The 17,225-nt window shown below is 56.1% G+C and carries 19 protein-coding genes and 1 pseudogene; 4 read left to right on the top strand and 16 right to left on the bottom strand.

Translation table 11 applies throughout. The features are described from left to right. The first annotated feature begins 104 nt into the window (after nucleotides 1–104). The 4 genes from tatA to AC0L7R_RS11060 are packed head-to-tail and all read left to right on the top strand — an operon-like array spanning nucleotide 105 to nucleotide 2,624. On the top strand, nucleotides 105–317 hold the full coding sequence (tatA, locus tag AC0L7R_RS11075) for a twin-arginine translocase TatA/TatE family subunit (protein WP_473656938.1): 213 nt from the start codon (nucleotides 105–107) through the stop codon (nucleotides 315–317). A 35-nt stretch (nucleotides 318–352) separates the two neighbouring features. Then, nucleotides 353–796: a Sec-independent protein translocase protein TatB gene (tatB, locus tag AC0L7R_RS11070; RefSeq protein WP_473656937.1), complete on the top strand. Its 444-nt coding sequence runs from the start codon at nucleotides 353–355 to the stop codon at nucleotides 794–796. Further along, entirely contained in the window at nucleotides 793–1,785 is a 993-nt protein-coding gene (gene tatC / locus AC0L7R_RS11065) for a twin-arginine translocase subunit TatC (RefSeq protein WP_473656936.1), read from the top strand. Before tatB ends, tatC begins: the two co-directional genes overlap by 4 nt. Next, nucleotides 1,782–2,624, top strand: a complete 843-nt coding sequence (locus AC0L7R_RS11060; protein WP_473656935.1) for a DUF815 domain-containing protein — start codon at nucleotides 1,782–1,784, stop codon at nucleotides 2,622–2,624. Before tatC ends, AC0L7R_RS11060 begins: the two co-directional genes overlap by 4 nt. 93 nt (nucleotides 2,625–2,717) lie before the next feature. Here AC0L7R_RS11060 and AC0L7R_RS11055 read toward each other — a convergent pair whose 3' ends face one another. The 16 genes and pseudogenes from AC0L7R_RS11055 to AC0L7R_RS10980 form a co-directional block, all read right to left on the bottom strand. Further along, nucleotides 2,718–3,947: a peptidoglycan DD-metalloendopeptidase family protein gene (locus AC0L7R_RS11055; protein WP_473656934.1), complete on the bottom strand. Its 1,230-nt coding sequence runs from the start codon at nucleotides 3,945–3,947 to the stop codon at nucleotides 2,718–2,720. 61 nt (nucleotides 3,948–4,008) lie between these two features. Further along, nucleotides 4,009–4,647, bottom strand: a complete 639-nt coding sequence (locus AC0L7R_RS11050) for a protein-L-isoaspartate(D-aspartate) O-methyltransferase (protein WP_348107279.1) — start codon at nucleotides 4,645–4,647, stop codon at nucleotides 4,009–4,011. After that, nucleotides 4,647–5,433 (bottom strand): annotated as a pseudogene (gene surE, locus AC0L7R_RS11045) (5'/3'-nucleotidase SurE). Before surE ends, AC0L7R_RS11050 begins: the two are co-directional and overlap by 1 nt. A gap of 104 nt (nucleotides 5,434–5,537) precedes the next feature. Further along, the gene (locus AC0L7R_RS11040; protein WP_473656932.1) at nucleotides 5,538–6,098 is read right to left on the bottom strand and encodes a uridine kinase family protein; all 561 of its coding nucleotides are present in this window, start codon (nucleotides 6,096–6,098) and stop codon (nucleotides 5,538–5,540) included. Further along, entirely contained in the window at nucleotides 6,095–6,736 is a 642-nt protein-coding gene (locus AC0L7R_RS11035; RefSeq protein WP_473656931.1) for an SDR family NAD(P)-dependent oxidoreductase, read from the bottom strand. The genes AC0L7R_RS11040 and AC0L7R_RS11035 overlap by 4 nt, the downstream gene beginning before the upstream one ends. A gap of 32 nt (nucleotides 6,737–6,768) precedes the next feature. Beyond that, a complete protein-coding gene (locus tag AC0L7R_RS11030) occupies nucleotides 6,769–7,059 on the bottom strand; it encodes a hypothetical protein (protein ID WP_247126863.1) in 291 nt (96 codons plus the stop codon). A 65-nt stretch (nucleotides 7,060–7,124) separates the two neighbouring features. Continuing rightward, on the bottom strand, nucleotides 7,125–8,585 hold the full coding sequence (gene purF, locus AC0L7R_RS11025) for an amidophosphoribosyltransferase (RefSeq protein ID WP_473660400.1): 1,461 nt from the start codon (nucleotides 8,583–8,585) through the stop codon (nucleotides 7,125–7,127). Between the two features lie 137 nt (nucleotides 8,586–8,722). Further along, entirely contained in the window at nucleotides 8,723–9,304 is a 582-nt protein-coding gene (locus AC0L7R_RS11020; protein ID WP_348107283.1) for a CvpA family protein, read from the bottom strand. Between the two features lie 21 nt (nucleotides 9,305–9,325). Further along, complete coding sequence (gene radA, locus AC0L7R_RS11015; RefSeq protein ID WP_473656930.1) at nucleotides 9,326–10,690, bottom strand: DNA repair protein RadA; 1,365 nt, start codon at nucleotides 10,688–10,690, stop codon at nucleotides 9,326–9,328. A 73-nt stretch (nucleotides 10,691–10,763) separates the two neighbouring features. Beyond that, entirely contained in the window at nucleotides 10,764–11,210 is a 447-nt protein-coding gene (locus tag AC0L7R_RS11010) for a paraquat-inducible protein A (protein ID WP_473656929.1), read from the bottom strand. 68 nt (nucleotides 11,211–11,278) lie between these two features. Continuing rightward, complete coding sequence (locus AC0L7R_RS11005) at nucleotides 11,279–12,085, bottom strand: DNA repair protein (RefSeq protein ID WP_473656928.1); 807 nt, start codon at nucleotides 12,083–12,085, stop codon at nucleotides 11,279–11,281. 368 nt (nucleotides 12,086–12,453) lie between these two features. After that, the gene (locus tag AC0L7R_RS11000; RefSeq protein ID WP_473656927.1) at nucleotides 12,454–13,191 is read right to left on the bottom strand and encodes an ATP-binding cassette domain-containing protein; all 738 of its coding nucleotides are present in this window, start codon (nucleotides 13,189–13,191) and stop codon (nucleotides 12,454–12,456) included. Further along, nucleotides 13,188–13,961, bottom strand: coding sequence for an MlaE family lipid ABC transporter permease subunit (locus AC0L7R_RS10995; RefSeq protein WP_473656926.1), 774 nt, complete (start codon nucleotides 13,959–13,961; stop codon nucleotides 13,188–13,190). Before AC0L7R_RS10995 ends, AC0L7R_RS11000 begins: the two co-directional genes overlap by 4 nt. Next, on the bottom strand, nucleotides 13,958–14,995 hold the full coding sequence (alr, locus tag AC0L7R_RS10990; protein WP_473656925.1) for an alanine racemase: 1,038 nt from the start codon (nucleotides 14,993–14,995) through the stop codon (nucleotides 13,958–13,960). Before alr ends, AC0L7R_RS10995 begins: the two co-directional genes overlap by 4 nt. Nucleotides 14,996–15,040: 45 nt before the next feature. Continuing rightward, nucleotides 15,041–15,826, bottom strand: coding sequence for an ATP-dependent Clp protease proteolytic subunit (locus AC0L7R_RS10985; RefSeq protein ID WP_473656924.1), 786 nt, complete (start codon nucleotides 15,824–15,826; stop codon nucleotides 15,041–15,043). Beyond that, nucleotides 15,823–17,136 carry a hypothetical protein gene (locus tag AC0L7R_RS10980; RefSeq protein WP_473656922.1) on the bottom strand — a complete coding sequence of 438 codons (1,314 nt, stop codon included), beginning with the start codon at nucleotides 17,134–17,136 and terminating at the stop codon, nucleotides 15,823–15,825. Before AC0L7R_RS10980 ends, AC0L7R_RS10985 begins: the two co-directional genes overlap by 4 nt. Between the last annotated feature and the right edge of the window lie 89 nt (nucleotides 17,137–17,225).

Here is a 17,225-nt window from a genome sequence, read left to right as displayed (position 1 = left end):
GTTTTATCTTGTATTTTCCCACTTCCATCGCGGCACTTTGCCCCCTATCTGTCAATCAATGACAGATTTATGCGGGTCGAACGGCCTGCTCTAAGGAGAACATCATGCTTAATAACATCGGTATCCCCGGCATCCTTCTGATCGCCGTTGTTGTCTTGGTCCTGTTTGGCCGTGGCAAAGTATCCAGCCTGATGGGCGAAGTGGGCAAAGGCATCACTGCTTTCAAAAAGGGCGTGAACGATGCGGACAAAGAAGTCACAGACGAAATGGCAAACGCCAAAGGCGTGACACCTGCTGAAGAGCAAGACAAAGTCTAAGTCGCCCATATCTGATCCCTATAAGGTAATCGCACATGTTTGGCCTCGGCTGGAGTGAAATGATGGTGGTGGGCATTGTTGCCCTCATCGTGATCGGTCCCAAAGACCTGCCGCAACTGTTCCGCACAATGGGAGAGTTCACAGGCAAGGCCAAAGGCATGGCGCGCGAGTTCTCGAAAGCGATGAATGATGCGGCCAACGATGCAGGTGTGAACGATATCTCTAAGGGGCTGAAAGCCGCTGCAAACCCCAAGGCATTTGGTGTCGACAAACTGAAAGAAGCGTCTGGCATCACTGCCGCGACCGCAGCCTTGTCGCCTGAACGGGCAGCGGCCAAAGAAAAGATGGACGCAGGTATGGCGCAGGCCGCAGAGGCCCGCAAAGAACGCGAGGCTGCGAAAGCAGCTGACGCTGATACGGCCGCACCTGAGGTCGGCCAAACCAAAGCACCGACCGCGCCAAAAGAGGGCGAAGCATGAGCACCCAAGACGAGATGGACGGCAGCGCCGCGCCGTTAATCGAACACCTGACGGAGCTGCGGCAGCGTCTTATCTATTCGGTTGGCGCGTTTTTGGTTGCCATGGTTCTGTGCTTTTCGTTTGGCAGCATGTTGCTCGACTTTTTGCTTGGCCCGATTGAGAAAACGATGCGGTCCTTGGGCAACGAAAACCCTGTGATGCAATACACCGCACCGCAGGAATACTTTTTCACGTTGATCCGCATTTCGGTTGTGGGTGGTCTAACGCTATCCTTCCCTGTGATCGCGTATCAGCTGTGGCGTTTTGTGGCACCCGGTCTCTACAAGAACGAAAAGAACGCGTTCTTGCCATTTATCATCTCAAGTCCCGTACTTTTTGTGATCGGCGCGGCCTTCGCCCATTATGTGGTTGTCCCGCTTGCCATGGCGTTTTTCCTCGGGTTTGCTGACCTTCCATCGTTCGTTTCTGCAATCATGGCTGATGCAATTGCGCCTCCTGCGGACGGCACGCTGTTGCTGCCTGGCTCTGGCGGGACAAGCGCAATGCCAGTCTTCGCAGCACCGCCAAGCGACAGTGGTGTGGACATTGTATTCAACGGAAAAGTTAACGAAACCCTTGATATCACGCTGAAAATGATCGTGGCTTTTGGGGTTTGTTTCCAGCTTCCGGTTCTTTTGACCCTAATGGGTACGGCTGGTCTTGCGTCATCGCGTGGCCTGCGGAACGTCCGGAAATACGCGATTGTTGGTATCCTTGTTGTCGCAGCTTTGGTCACGCCACCGGACGTCACCACCCAGCTGATCTTGTTTGTGGTGGTCTTCGGGCTGTACGAAATCTCGATCCATTTGGTGGCAGGCGTAGAGCGACGCAAAGATAAAGCGGCGCGTGCTGAAGGCATCATCGGCGAAGATGAAAGCCTGTTCGACGACATCGATGATGACGAAGAAGAAGCCGATCTGGCCGACGCTGCGGACGAGCCAAAACCATGAACGACGACGTGATGTTGCGGATCGCGGAGGCGCTGGAACGGCTTGCCCCCGCGCCGCTGCCTGCACCTGATCTGAGCGCCGCAAGCGCCTATGTCTGGCAAACCGACCCGGACCAATTGGTGCCCGTGAACAAGGTCAACCGCGTTGATTTGGATCTTTTGATCGGGGTGGACCGATCACGGGACACGCTGCTGGCCAACACGATCCAGTTCGCCAAAGGTATGCCCGCCAACAACGCGTTGCTTTGGGGTGCACGGGGCATGGGAAAATCCAGCCTTGTCAAAGCAATCCATGGGGCGGTGATCAAAGATTACCCCGACCTCCGGATCGTTGAGGTCCAGCGCGAGGACATGGAAAGCATCGGTCGCTGTCTTGATATGCTGCGCGATCAGCCGCAACGCTTCTTGATGTTCTGCGATGATCTGTCGTTTAGCCATGACGACGCGCACTACAAATCACTGAAGGCGGTCCTTGATGGTGGCATCGCGGGCAGGCCGGACAATGTTGTGCTCTATGCGACGTCCAACCGACGTCACTTAATGCCGCGCGATATGATCGAAAACGAGCGCTCCACGGCGATCACGCCGGGGGAAGCTGTGGAAGAGAAAGTGTCTCTTTCCGACCGTTTTGGTTTGTGGCTCGGGTTTCATCCTTGTGATCAAGATCAATATCTATCCATGATCCGTGGATACTGCGACGCACATGGTGTGTCTATTGACGACGATACACTGCGCGCAGAGGCTATCGAATGGCAGGCGACACGCGGATCACGGTCGGGCCGCGTGGCTTGGCAGTATTTCGTTGATCTCGCAGGTAGAAAGGGCGTCACGCTAGGTTAACAGCGCAACGCCCTAATTCTTTTGGTCCTAAATATCCCTGCCGGAGGCATCCCGTCCGATCAACGGGCGCCTCGGCGAGATACTTACGAAAACTCAGAAAAAGTCCGCCGGATCAACAGATTGCAACCCGCGCCGCACTTCGAAGTGCAGGAAGCTTGGATCGCCTGCTGCGACTTTGGCGATGGCTTGACCGCGTGAAACACTGTCGCCTTTTTCGACGGTCAGATCTGCGAGATTGGTGTAAACGGTCAGCAGATTGCCCGCGTGTTTGATCACAACAATCGCAACGCCGGACGTGTCAGTGGTCACAGCGGCAACGGACCCTGCATCAGCTGCTTTCACGCTTGTCCCTGCTGGCACACCGATGTCGATCCCTTCGTTACGGCCTGCGGCATAGGCGCGGATGATTGTGCCAGCGACCGGACGGACAAGTTGTGCATTGCTGCTCGCCGCTGGTGCGGGGGCAGGTACCGCCGCCGGTGCAGGCGCGGGCGTTGCCGTCGGTGTGCCAAGGTTCGGTGCTTCTGGCGCGGGTGCTGCAACGGATGGGGCTTCATCTGGCAGCGGTGCGGATGCGCTTGGCGGTACGGGAGTTTGGCTACCGGTGCCCGGCGTTGTCACTGGCGCATCGGCCACGGATTGTGGACGGCTTGGCGTGCTACTTTGCGGGATCAACAGGAACTGACCTTCGCGGATGGCCAAGTCGGGCCCAAGCGAATTCCATTCAGCGATGCTTGCGACGGGAATGTTGAACTGCCGTGCAATGGTAAATGCGGTGTCCCCGCGACCGACTTGGTAGCGGACAGGTTCTGCTCCGGATTGGCGAGCAGGGGCAGCTTGCGGTGTCGCCTGCGCCGCCGGTGCGGCTGCATCGGCACGGTCGAGTGCGGTCGTCGCAACCGCTGCAACATCAAGCGGTTGGATCGGGCCGGTCGTTGCGGCACCTGTTGCAGGTGACGGTTCGGTGACACGGGAAGGTAGTGCAATAACTTCGTCGCGGCGCAGCGTGGCATCTGCATCAATGCCGTTGAACGTTGCCAAAGTTGCTGCATTCAGACCCAAGCGCCCCGCAATCGTACGGATTGTGTCATCTTGTTTGGCCAAAACGACTTGGTAATTGGGGTAAGAAATAACGCCGCGATCATCGGGGGCAGGGCGTGGCGCAATATTCGCAACCGCTTCAGAGGTGTCGAACCCGTCACCCAAGTCCCGTAGGTCAAAGTCGAACCCTTCAAATGGGTTTTCCGCGCAGCCAGCCAATGCGGCAAGGGCTGCGGTGGTCATCAGGATGCGTCGCACCCCATTGCGCCTGATGGCGGTCATATCTCTGCTCCTCATGCGGGCGCCCCGTTTGCCGGAGTTCTGCCCTGTCTCGCCTTTTGCGTCAGTCTTGGCCGAGCCCCTCAAGAAGGGGCACAAAACGAACGGTACGTAATTCTTCATAGTCCAATCCGTCTTCGGTCTTTGTGACACGGATTAGGCTTTGCACGGTATCGGACTGGCCGACCGGCAACACCATGATACCCCCAATCCGCAATTGCGCCAAGAGGGTGCTGGGTGGGTCTTCTGCAGCTGCGGTCAGCAATATGCGATCAAAGGGGGCCTGTTCGGGTAACCCATGGCTGCCGTCTGCGACGATCGCGGTGATATTGCTGATGTCTTGAGCGTCAAATTGGGACTTTGCTTCGGTCACAAGTCGTTTGAAACGGTCAATTGTGTAAACACGACGGGCCAATTTCGCGAGGATTGCGGCCTGATAGCCGGACCCTGTTCCAATTTCCAAAACTTTATGGCGAGGTTGCACGTTTAGCGCTTGGGTCATCAAGCCAACGATAGACGGCTGGCTAATCGTTTGGCCGCAGGCAATGGGCAGCGGCATATCTTCGTATGCCCGTTCTTTGAACAAGCCCGTCAAAAAGGCGGCGCGGTCGACCTGCTCCATGACGGTCAACACACGTGCATCGGTCACGCCCTTGGATCGCAACGCGAAAAGAAACTGCATTTTGATGTCAGGGTCGATCATCAATCCAACTGACCCTTAAGCTGATCCAACACGTCGTAGGCTGTCAGATCAACGCGCATCGGCGTGACCGAAATGTAGCCTTCGAGATTGGCGCGCACATCAGTGCCCTCTGTTGTCATTTCGCGCTGGCTGCCACCTTTGATCCACGCATAGCGGCGGCCGGACGGTGACGTCTGCGGCTCAACTGAAAAACGGGCGTTGGGGCGATAGCCTTGTGCTGCGACTTTGTGGCCCTTTACATCAACGGCGGGCACTGGTGGGAAATTCAGGTTATATAACAAGCGGTAATCAGCATTGTCCCAGACGCCCTGAGCGATCAGTTTCTTGATTAGGGGGGCGCCGTGTTGCGCTGCGGCCTCGAATGGGTCGTCCAGATGGGCGTTATCAGGACCGTAATATTGCGACAGCGCTATGGCGTTGTAGCCTTGCAAAGCGGCTTCCATGCAGGCGCCAATGGTGCCGGAGTAAAGCGTGTTTTCGCCTGCGTTATTGCCGCGATTGACGCCAGACAAGATCAAGTCCGGTTTTGCCGATTTCATAATTTCATACAAACCGACCAGCACGCAGTCCGCAGGCGCACCTTCGACGGCAAAACGGCGCGGTGCAATTTCGGTGATCATGGTCGGGCGGGTGTAATTGATGCAATGGCCGACGCCCGACTGTTCCAGCGCGGGGGCAACGACCCAGACCTCGCCGTTGGGACCAGCAACTTCTGTTGCAATGGCTTCCAAGACTCTCTAGTCCCGGGGCGTTAATGCCATCGTCATTTGTGATTAAAATACGCATCTGCGCCCCTTTGTTGTTTTGTTCGTAAGCGAGGTTTTCGCAGTGGACAAGAAGGGGATAGCGTCATTTTTGCAATGTTGCGGCTGAGACTCAGACAGTGGGTGTTATTTGGGGATGGATTGGGTGCCGTCGATTTTCAGATCGGCGAAATCTTGTGGGGCGTCCGAGGTCAGGTATGCGGCTTCGGCAGCTTGCCAGTCTCGCCAAAGTGGGGCCGCACCGTCACCGTCGCGCGCTAGGCCGCGTCGCAGGCAAATGTCGGACGGGGTGTCGACAAAGATGGCGAATGACAGAAATTTTCGGAAAGCGATCCGTGCGCTGCTCACACCTTCAAGGATGACGAAAGGTTGTATCGGGACGCTGTGCCATTCCGCCAGACGGTTCGTTGACCAATCGAAGCGTTGGTATCGGGCGGCGGTATTAGCATGAAGCGGCTGCAGCACTTGCTGGATCAGCCTGTCGTGCCAATTCAGCGGATTGTCCCAGCTCGCGAAATCATCGGTATGGATCACTTGCGCATCAAGACGCGTTGCCAAGCGTTCGGATAAAGTTGTTTTGCCCGCGCCACCGCAGCCATCAATCGCGATGATTGCGGTTTTCATGTTGTCTGGTGCCGAATGTGCTTTGACGCTACCAACAATGTCGGTCAGCGTCGGGTTTGTCATGACAGGATTTCACCCAAGAGACGTTTTGCTTCGCTTGCCGGGCTGGCCAACGTGGATCTGTCTTCGCCTGGATGAAACCGTGCCCGCGTTGCGGTTGGCATGGCTGCGGGCGATAGAATTTTGACGACCGGGCCGGTTTTGGCACTTTCGGCCTGCCAACTGCGTGCCAACGCGACTTGTGCGCCCTTCGTTGCGCCGTAAGCACCAAAGAACGCCGTGCCGGCCTTGGGATCGTCAAAGAACACTGCGCGTCCATCGGTCCCAAGCAATGGGCTGATGTAACCGATCAGGCGGGCGGTTGCGGTGATGTTGGTCAAAACCGATTTATCGAAATCTTTGGGGCCGATGTGGCCAGCAGGCGCAAGAGGGGCGGCATGAACGGCTGCGTGTACCCATAGGTCCAGTTTACCCCAGCGATCATAGATCGAACGGCACAACTGCTGCATCGCGGCCTCAACCGTGATGTCCATCGGGGCCAATGTCGATACACCACCTGCTGCTTGGATACGGTCATCCAGTTCTTCCAGCGCACCGGTTGTCTTACCGACGGCCACAACATGATGGGTTGCGGCCAATTCTTCGGCAAGTGCTGCGCCAAGCCCACGAGAGGCCCCAGTGATCAATGCAATCTTTGTCATAACGCACCATGTGACGCGTCAACTTCAAACGGTCAAGGGGCCGACAAGGTTAGCGGCAGTGTTTCCCGCAAAACAAGTTGAACTTTGGATATGTCGACAAGGATATCAGCGGCTAACGCGGTTGAATGGTTGTGCGTAGGGAACCGGTAGTTTCGCACTTCCTTCGGTTTCTCGCCTGTGAGATGAAACCGCTGCACCTCATCTACGAATTTTGCAGCACCAGCTGTGTTACCACCTTCAAAAGCGATGGTTTGGCCGCCGTCCATAATGATGGACCAGCGATAGCTGACTTGGTGACTATCGTTGCTTTCCATGCGTCCCATCACACCTCCTGAATTCTGGATGCTTTGTGGATCGCATGGAAAAGTTTAGGAAACGTTTCGCTGGCCTATTCGGCGGCCTGCTTCGCTTTAAAGCCTTGTTCGATCATGTCAGAAGGGGGAATCGGGTATTCGCCGGAAAAACATGCGTCGCAATAGGCAGGCGACGCTGCCTTGCGGCCATTTTTTTCGCCAACCGCGCGGTACAGGCCATCCAGTGAGATGAATTTCAAACTATCAACACCCAGATGCACCCGCATTTCTTCTTCGGACATAGTGGCGGCCAGCAGTTTTTCGCGTTCTGGCGTATCGACGCCGTAGAAGCACGGCCAAGCTGTAGGCGGGGACGCGATGCGGAAGTGGACTTCGGCAGCGCCTGCATCCAGCACCATTTCCTTGATCTTGCGGCTGGTTGTGCCGCGTACAACACTGTCATCAACCAAGATCACGCGTTTGCCTTTGATCAGCGCCTTATTGACGTTGAGCTTCAGCAATACACCCATGTTGCGGATCTGTTCAGTCGGCTCGATAAACGTCCGGCCCATGTAGTTGTTGCGGATAATCCCCATGGCAAACGGGATACCGGATTCCAAGGAATAGCCAATCGCAGCCGGGGTCCCGGAATCCGGAACCGGGCAAACCAGATCAGCTTCAATCGGGTTTTCCTTGGCCAATTCGCGACCAATGTTTTCGCGCGTCTCATAAACGGACCGACCGCCAAGCTGGCTGTCTGGACGGCTGAAGTACACATGTTCAAAGATACAGAAACGTGATTTCGCGCGGCGGAACGGGAAATGGCTTTCGACGCCTTTGTCCGAAATCACGACCATTTCGCCAGCTTCGATTTCACGAATGAATTCCGCGCCAATGATATCAAGCGCACAGGTCTCGGAAGACAGAACCCAACCATCGCCGACCTTGCCCAGAACCAACGGACGAACGCCTAATGGATCGCGGCAGCCGATCAGCTTTGTGCGGGTCATCGCGACGACGGAAAATGCTCCTTCGACTTTGCGTAGCGCTTCTTCCATCCGGTCAGGAATGGTTTTGCCCATGGAGCGGGCCATCAGGTGGATGATGCATTCGGAATCAGATGACGACTGGAAAATTGATCCGCGTTCGGTCAGCTCTTTGCGCAAGGACATCGCATTGGTGATATTCCCGTTGTGGGCAATCGCAGCCCCACCCATCGAAAATTCGCCAAAGAACGGCTGAACGTCACGAATTTCTGTACGCTGACCTTTGTTGCCTGCGGTGGAGTAACGCACGTGACCGATCCCAATCGGACCGGGCAGGCGTTCGATCATCTCGGCAGAGGTAAAGTTATCGCGGACCAGACCCATACGGCGGGCTTGGTGAAAACCTGTCTCTGGGTGGTGGGTGACGATGCCGCCCGCTTCTTGGCCGCGGTGCTGCAGGGCGTGAAGACCGAGCGCTACAAAGTTGGCGGCGTTGCTGACACCAACGACGCCAAAGACGCCGCATTCCTCCTTGAGCTTATCATCGTCAAAAGGGTGGGCAGGGGGCATCTGATGGGACAAGGTGAGCTTTCCATATCCAGTGGCTGCGTTTAGGGGCGTCTTAATCATTTGGGACGACAGAGTCACGCCCATAGATCGGGCATCCCACAAATGAAAAGGTGCGCCGCAGCGCACCTATGTTTGTCTTATTCGTTTGTCAGTGTCTCGGAGGGCTCTGTTGCGCCGCAATCGCCGACCAACTGCTCGTATTGGGTGGTGATCCAGCCAAGTGCTGCTTCGGGATCACGTTCGCCGATCGTGCCGGTGAACTGCGAGAAGATCACAGCAGAGCGGCTGTTTTCGATCATTTCGATTTTCTGCGTAGATAGAACGGTTTGATAAACGAAGAACGCAACGGCTACGAGCAAGATGCCGCGCGCCACGCCAAAGACAAAACCAAGACCTTGATCCAAACCACCAAGGGCGGACCGTTGGATGATGCTGGAAAACAGCGGCGTGAAGATCGACACGACGACAAGGGCTACGGCGAAAACAGCCGCAAAGGACGCGATGATCGACAATTCACAGCTATCACCTATGAAGTCGCCAACGACCGGAATTTGACGGATCAGCGGTTGCACCTGATCGGCAAAGATAAAGGCTAAGATCGTGGCCCCAATCCATCCCGCGATGGCCATTGCTTCGCGGACAAAGCCACGGCTGTAGGCCAGTAGGGCGGAAAGCACGATGATGATCGCGACGACGCCGTCGATGATTGTAAAGTCCATGTCGTTCCTCTTGCCCGACGCCTAGGATCTTGCGCCGAATACCTCTTCAACAAAACCAGCCAAGTCTTGCGGTTGCCGCAAAGTCAGACCGGACGCCGCGACCTGTTTGGTCTGTTGCGGCGTGATTGCGGAGGTAAAACCAAGTTTTGCCGCTTCTTTCAATCTATTTTCCGTCTGAACGACAGGACGTAACGCACCGGACAGACTGATTTCGCCAAAAACCACCGATTCTTTTGGCAATGCTGCGTCTTCTCGCGCCGAAACGAGCGCGGCTGCAACGGCGAGGTCCGCGGCTGGCTCTGAAATGCGCAAACCCCCTGCTACGTTAAGATAAACGTCCAATCCGGTGAAGGGGACACCACAGCGTGATTCGAGCACCGCGAGGATCATCGCAAGCCGCCCGCTGTCCCATCCGACGACGGATCGGCGCGGTTGGCTGTGTGGCGAAGGGGCCACAAGGGCTTGGATCTCGCAAAGCATCGGACGGGTGCCTTCGATGCCGCCAAACACAACTGATCCGGGTGCAGGGGTGCGTTCTGACAAGAAAAGAGCAGAGGGATTCTTAACCTCCGCCAGCCCTTTGCCAGTCATTTCAAACACGCCGATTTCGTCTGCGGGGCCAAAGCGGTTTTTCACGGACCGCAGAATGCGGAACTGATGACCGCGTTCGCCTTCGAAATACAGCACCGTATCAACCATATGTTCAACGACACGCGGGCCAGCAATTGCACCTTCCTTAGTGACGTGGCCGACCATCACGATGGCGACGTCATGGGATTTGGCAAATGTCGTAAGTTCATGGGCACAGGTGCGGACCTGCGACACGGAACCGGGGGCGCTGTCCACGTGGTCGGCCCACATGGTCTGGATCGAATCGATAATCGCGAAATCGGGTTTTTCGGCCTCAAGGGTGGTGAGAATGTCGCGCAGGTTTGTCTCAGAGGCGAGCGCCACGGGACTTTCATGCAGTCCCAAACGACGGGCGCGCATTTGGACTTGGGCCGCGGATTCTTCGCCTGAGATGTAAACGACCTTTAGCCCGTTGCGGGCAAAGCGGGCGGCAGCCTGCAATAGCAACGTTGATTTCCCGATGCCGGGATCGCCGCCGACCAAAAGGGCGGACGCCTTCACCAAGCCGCCGCCAAGCACACGGTCCAATTCGCCGACGCCTGACATGGTGCGGGGCGGGGCTTCGCCGACTGTTGCAAGATCGGTTAGCGGGATCGGTTTACCGCGTCGCGCGCCAAGTGATTTTTTGCCGGGTCCGGCCCCAAGCGGCTTTTCCTCGACAATCGAATTCCAAGCCTGACACGCGTCGCATTGGCCTGACCACTTCGTGCTGGAGGCGCCACATTCATTGCAGGTGTAATTTAACGATTTAGCCATGTTTCCGTTTTGTCCCATTTTGACATGGGCCGCAATGCAAATGCGCAAACGCGAATTTTCCGGAAAATCGGGGTCAGTCTGTGGCGGCGGATTTTGTGGTGAACATCGAGATGAGTAACGATGCGACGATGCAGGCCGTGAACAGATAAAGGCCCCATGCGGTTTCCACTTTGCCGATACCAACGCCTTTCGCAAGTACAATGTACAACGCAATCAAGAAGATATCGGCCATCGCTAATTTGCCCATATAGCTCAGGACTGGCAGTGTTTTCGCCTTAAGCAGATCAAAATGAACCAACGCGAGGCCAATTGTCTTCAGGTACGGCGCGAAAAGCGCGAAGACCGTGACGACCAACGCCAGAAATACATCTGACTTCCAAAGGCTCTGCAGACCGGAAATGACGGAAATTTCGGATAGTCCAAACAACGGTAGCAGGCCTGCGCGCATCAATGGCGCAAACCACGCGATGGGAAACAAAACCAATAGGCTTAGGTTTGTAATCTTCAGGGCCGTCTGCATGTACGCACTCACCATTTATGTCGCTTGATCATAGATGGTGATGCGTTCCGCCTTTGTGCAAGGGCGGGTTATTCAGCGGCTGGCTTTTGTGCTAAAATCAGCACGTTGCTGTCAACGTCCTTTTTCACATCCGGCATGGTGAGGTCTTCCATGAATTCATCACCATCGTCATGTTCTAGCGAATACCCCAAAGCGGGCAGGGCCTTTTGCAGTTTTTCATCAAGCTGGGCCAGTTGCGACGCGACGATGCTTTCTTCAAGTTCCACCTGTTGTGCCCATTTGCGAATTTCAGTGCAGGCATGCAGCGCTTCAACGATACGTTCCTGCTGCTTTTCCGCTTCTTCCTGACGCTGAACCAAGAACGCCTTGGCACGCGCAACTTTTTCATCTGAATAAACATCTGCCAGATGGCGTGATTGCTGGCTCATTTGGGCGGCAACTTCCATCACCGATGGTTCCAGCTGTTCCATATCCGGATGGTCACGCAGGTAGGCCAAGCGTTCGCGGATGGCATCAAATTCGGATGACAGTGTGAAAACGCCAGACCGGTCGGCCGTATGCACTTCGTGATAGGCTTTGGCCACATCGTGCATCGAAATCTGGAATTTGCGGTGGCTGTTTTCAAGCGCCATGATCCGCGTGTTGGTCGGTAGATAAAAAGCCATTGACCCGACAAGCACGGTCAGAATGATTTGTAGGTACATGCCTGCTTCGGGGATTGTGGTTTCGCCAAATGTCAAAGGCATCGTCAGCCAAGTCGACTGCCCAAACGCACACATGATGGTGTAAAAGGCCAACGCCAATGCGATAGCAGCAACCAGAAACAATGAAAGCGCGTGGCACATGCGCGCCAAATTGCGCAGAAACAAAAACAAGGTGCATTCCCCCAAATGCTTAGGATGTCCTTAAGATAGGCGAAGACTCGCCAACTGCCAAAGGGGAATTGGGGACAAGAAGCGACTGTTACGCTTTCAGGTGCGGTCAGGGCGCAAAATGATCCGGTATTGTTTCCGAATTGCGATTAATTTGCGCTCTTGGTTCGCGCGTGACGTGTTTTGTCTTTGATGGCAGGGCAGGTCTGATCGCCCGCATTCTAAGGGAAAATGGTTAACATCCGTCAAGGTCAAGCCGTTGCCAAATCTGAAACAATGACATTCACGTCAGAGTTGTTGCGCAAAGTGTCACAATTGCCTTCTTTTTGACAGATTGATCGAAACAGTCGGCAATTTCGAACGAATCGCAGTTACCAGCGCGCTTTGATCGGCCCATCTGTCGAACCAGCAATGAACTGTCTCAGGTGGGGATCATCAACGTCACTCATCGCCATTTTCGGTCCAGTCCAGCGGATGACCCCGTCGTGCAACATTGCGACGTGATCCGCGATCGTATCAACCGACGTCATATCATGGGTGATCGTCACGGCCGTGACACCCAGATCAGTCACAACATTGCGGATCAGATCGTTGATCACGCCTGCCATAATCGGGTCGAGTCCCGTGGTCGGTTCGTCGAAGAAAATCACTTCCGGATCAGCCGCAATCGCACGGGCCAACCCGACACGTTTTTGCATGCCGCCCGACAGTTCTGATGGATAGCGGTCCGCGATAACTGCGGTCAGCCCGACCTGCGCGAGTTTCGCAATCGCAATTTCACGGGCCTGCGCCTTACGTGGTCCGCGCAGCAGGCGGAACGCCACGTTTTGCCAAACGGGCAGGCTGTCGAACAACGCGCCACCTTGGAACAACATGCCGAAACGATCCAGAAAGCCAGCTTGGGTTTTCGGCGTCATCGCAGCACCGTCAATCGTGATCTGACCCGCATCCGGCGTCAGGAGCCCGAGTATACATTTGATCAGCACAGACTTTCCAGATCCAGACCCGCCGATGATGACCATACTTTCGCCGCGCCCAACCGATAGGTCCACGCCGCGCAGGACGTGATTGCCTTCAAAGGTCTTATGAACGCCGGATAGGGTAATCATGTGCTAAAGAACGCTTCTGTGAGGAAGAAGTTGGCAGCTAGGATCAAAACTGACGCGGCAACCACAGCACCCTTTGTCGCGCGCCCCACGCCCATCGCACCACGTTCGGAGTGCATACCGTAGTAACATCCTACAAGCGCTGCGATGAAACCGAAGACCGCGCCTTTGACCAACGAAGACGCGATGTCCAAAGCTTCGAGAAAATCGACTGTGTTTTGAATGTAGCTGGCCGCATTAAAGCCCAACCGTTGAGTGGCGACCAGATAACCGCCGAAAATCCCGATGGTATCCCCGACGGCAACCAGAAGCGGCATCATCAACGTTGCAGCTAACACGCGGGGCAGGGTCAGGTACTTCATCGGGTGCGTGGACAGTGTGACCAATGCGTCGATCTGTTCGGTCACTTTCATCGTGGCAATTTCAGCGGCTATGGACGACGTCACGCGTGCAGCAATCATCAGGCCAACCAATACAGGACCCAATTCTCGGACCATGCCAATGGCCACGATCTGGGGGACAACTGCCTCTGCCGAGAAACGCGCACCGCCAGAATAGATTTGCAAGGCCAATGCACCGCCGGTGAAGAACGCGGTCAGACCGACAACAGGCAGTGAAAAGTAACCGATTTGAATAAGCGCCTGACCAAAGGCGCCCCCATAAAACGGAGGCCGTACGAGGTGGCTGATCGTTTGACCGGTGAAAATCGTAAACCGACCAAGGGCCGCAAGCGCCCCAAGCATTGCCGCACCTATCGCGGCCAGAAACATCATCCTGTGACGGATTGGCGGCTGTAGCGGTTACCAAGCGATGTCAGGATTTCATAACCAATCGTGCCTGCACGGTCGGCCAATTGATCTACCGATTGTTTTGGCCCAAGAATTGTCAGCGCCTCTGGATCAAAGCCAAGATCGGTGACGTCTACAGTCAGCAAATCCATCGACACGCGCCCGATCAGCGGGCAGGGGTGGTCGTCGTACCAAAGCGTGGCGCGGTCTGACATCGCGCGGATCAATCCGTCTGCGTAGCCAGCGGATACAGTCGCGATGCGCGACGGACGCGCGGCCTGCCACGAATTGCCGTAGCCTGCGACTTCGCCCGCGTCCAAGGCGCGGACCTGAATAACGGGCAGATCAAGTCGCGCGACCGCGCGGGCATCCTTAAACGGCGCGCCGCCGTAAAGGCCGATCCCCGGACGGCAAATGTCGAAATGGTAATCCGCACCCAAAAGCATCCCACCCGTCGCAGAAAGGGAGCGTGGCGTGGTGATCCCGTCGGTCATTTTATGGAAGATATCCAATTGATACGGGTTCATCGGGTGATCGGGATCGTCGGCGCAGGCCAGATGGCTCATCACCATGGACGGGCGCTGTGCCAGCACAACTTCGGCAACAGCGGCCCATTCGTCCCATTCCATTCCGAGACGGTTCATACCGGTATCAAGCTGAAGACCAAACCCGTGGCCGGGCAGATGTTCCAGATGACGCGACACCTGATCCACAGAATTCAACATCGGCGTCAGGTTCAGATCACGGATCAAAGCGGTGTCGCCGTCCATGTGGCCAGAGAATACGCTGATTTCAACGTCCGGTCCCAATGCCTGACGGACAGCTGCACCTTCTTCAGCAATCGCCACGAAAAAGCGACGCGCACCGACATCGGCCAAAGCCTTTGCAACGCGTGCCGCACCCAATCCATAGCCGTCTGCCTTAACGACAGCCCCCGTTTCCACGGTGGTTTTTGCGTCAAGGGCACGCCAGTTGGCGGCCACGGCGGAAAGGTCGATTGATAAGTGTCCAGTGCTCATGCGACCCCTTTTGTCACTCCGGGGGCGGAGGTCAAGAAAAAGCTGTCAGTTGGCGGTATCATCGGCGATTTCAGGTAGAAAATCATAGATGCGCAGTTCGGCTTGGGTTAGCAAATAGATTTCGTCGGGCGGCGTCACTAGGGCGTGCTGCATCACCAGCGGATCGATTCCCATTTTGTCGAGGTACGTCATGACGTCGCCCTGACCGCGCTGAATGTCCTCAACGGCTAGAAAAGCGGGCAGAGCGATGTTTTCGCCAAAGAAATGTTGGTGAACGCCCACCCACGCACCTTCGGGAATATCGCGGGTAGTGCCTGCTGCCAGAATATAAGGGCATGCGGACAGACAGACATCGGCGTCGGACATGGCGGTCTCGGATTCCATGTCGCGGATCGTTTGGCCTATGACCAACGCATCGGTGACCGATCCGCCGGGACTGTTCAGGAAGACCACTTCTGGTGCACCTTCACGGTCGATAAAATCATCAAACCGTGCGGCATCGCCCGGTTGGATTTCTCCGGTCATCGTCACCACATCGCGGCCTTCCCACTGTACGCTTTCGAACAACAGCCGTGATGGCATATCGCCGGTATTGGGCAGTGGGCGCGAATTGGGGGATGCTTCGCGGGTAGGGACCTGCGCAGGATTGAACCTACGCGTTTGATCACCGGGGCGCAGGGGTTCGGTCAGTTGCGGGGCATCCGACGGCGACATCGCCTGCGGCAGCACCCGCACCAAATCGGAGCCAAACAGCATCACGGCAAAGCCAAGCTGGATGAACAGGACCAGTTTCAGCAGCGTTCCCGGGCCGCGTTTCGCCGATTTGCTCATTCCGCGGGCTTTGTCATTGGGACGGGCTGCGGGGCAGGGATGGGATGTGGTTCTGCGATCGGTTCAGGGGCTTTGACGCTGGTGTGACCTTCAACCTCTTTCAGCGCAATCATCGCTGCGCGCAAGTCAGCAAGCGTCATCATATCTTCGGTCGTTGATCCGTCACGGCCCGCACGAATTGCGGCTTGGGTCACGGTCATGATCAGCACAAGAACGGCGGGCAATAGGTCAATCGCAATGGCGCCTGCCCAGCTCGGGATGAAGTTCGCGGCGTATTTGATTACCGCGTCAGCAGTTGAAATCGGCGTGTAAACGGTATCGGACGGCGGCGTCATGCCGTTTACAGCTTCGGCAGCAAGGCGCAAAGTCTCTGCCCGTTGCCCCAACACGGTTAATACGGAATCGATTGTTGCGGCTTGGTCTTGGCGTGTGGCGTCGGATGTAGATCGCAATTGCGGGGTCACGACAGAGGCCGACAAATCTTGGGCGGCGCGCACAACAAGCGGGGCAACGGACAGCTGGCGCAGTTGCGTGATGATGTTCGCAAGGCGCACGGCTTCTTCGGAGAATAAGACAGAACGGGGTTCAACCGGTCCCGCCTCAACAGTTAACGCTCGCATCCGCGACAGGATGGCGTTGCCTTCAGCGAATGCCGCATCGACGAAGGGTTGTTGTGACGCGATTTGTGTCTCCAACCCTGCAAGTTCATCTGACTTTTGCTGCAACAACCGGAACACAGCGCCTTGGCCTGCGATACCTGACAAATTCCCGGTGGCTTCCTGTTCGCTCAGGTCGTCAAACCCTTGCCGGACCCGCGCGACATCACGTTGCAGGCCTTGGCCCGATACGGCGATGGTATTGGCGCGTTCCAATGCGGCCTGATAATCCTGAACTGTCGTCGCAAGGTGCTGTTCTACCGCGGCAGCCCCGGCCAACGCGGCCGCATTCAACCACGACGACATCGCGATAATCGCAAGCGATCCCAAACACATCGATAGGAACAGCCCGATCCGCGCACCCATCGTACGGACGGCTGGCAGAAGGCGCATCAGGTAGGACCAGAAAACGAAAATCGCGACCGAAACAGCGACTGAATAGGCCATCGCCGCAATAAAACTCAGCGCGCCATTATCATCCAGAAGCGATGAAACACCGAGATACGTGTAGATGCCAGATGCGACGGCCAGCACGCCAAGCGCCGTCCCTGTGATCCCATCAAGCCACGTCAAATGGCCTTCCAATTCGCGGGCATGTCGTAACGCGTGGGCCTGCGAGCGGCTCAGGTTCGCGGGATCAGTGTCTTTGACCATGATGGTCCCCCTCTGGTTTCGTCAAAAGATAGGGGGCGGTGGGTGAAAAAACAAATCACGAGGCAGTTGCGTTTACTTTTTCCGCCGGT

This window comes from Yoonia sp. D2-7 (assembly GCF_055809435.1).
Note: the sequence above shows the minus strand (reverse complement) of the source record. Positions and strands in the feature narration are given on the sequence as shown.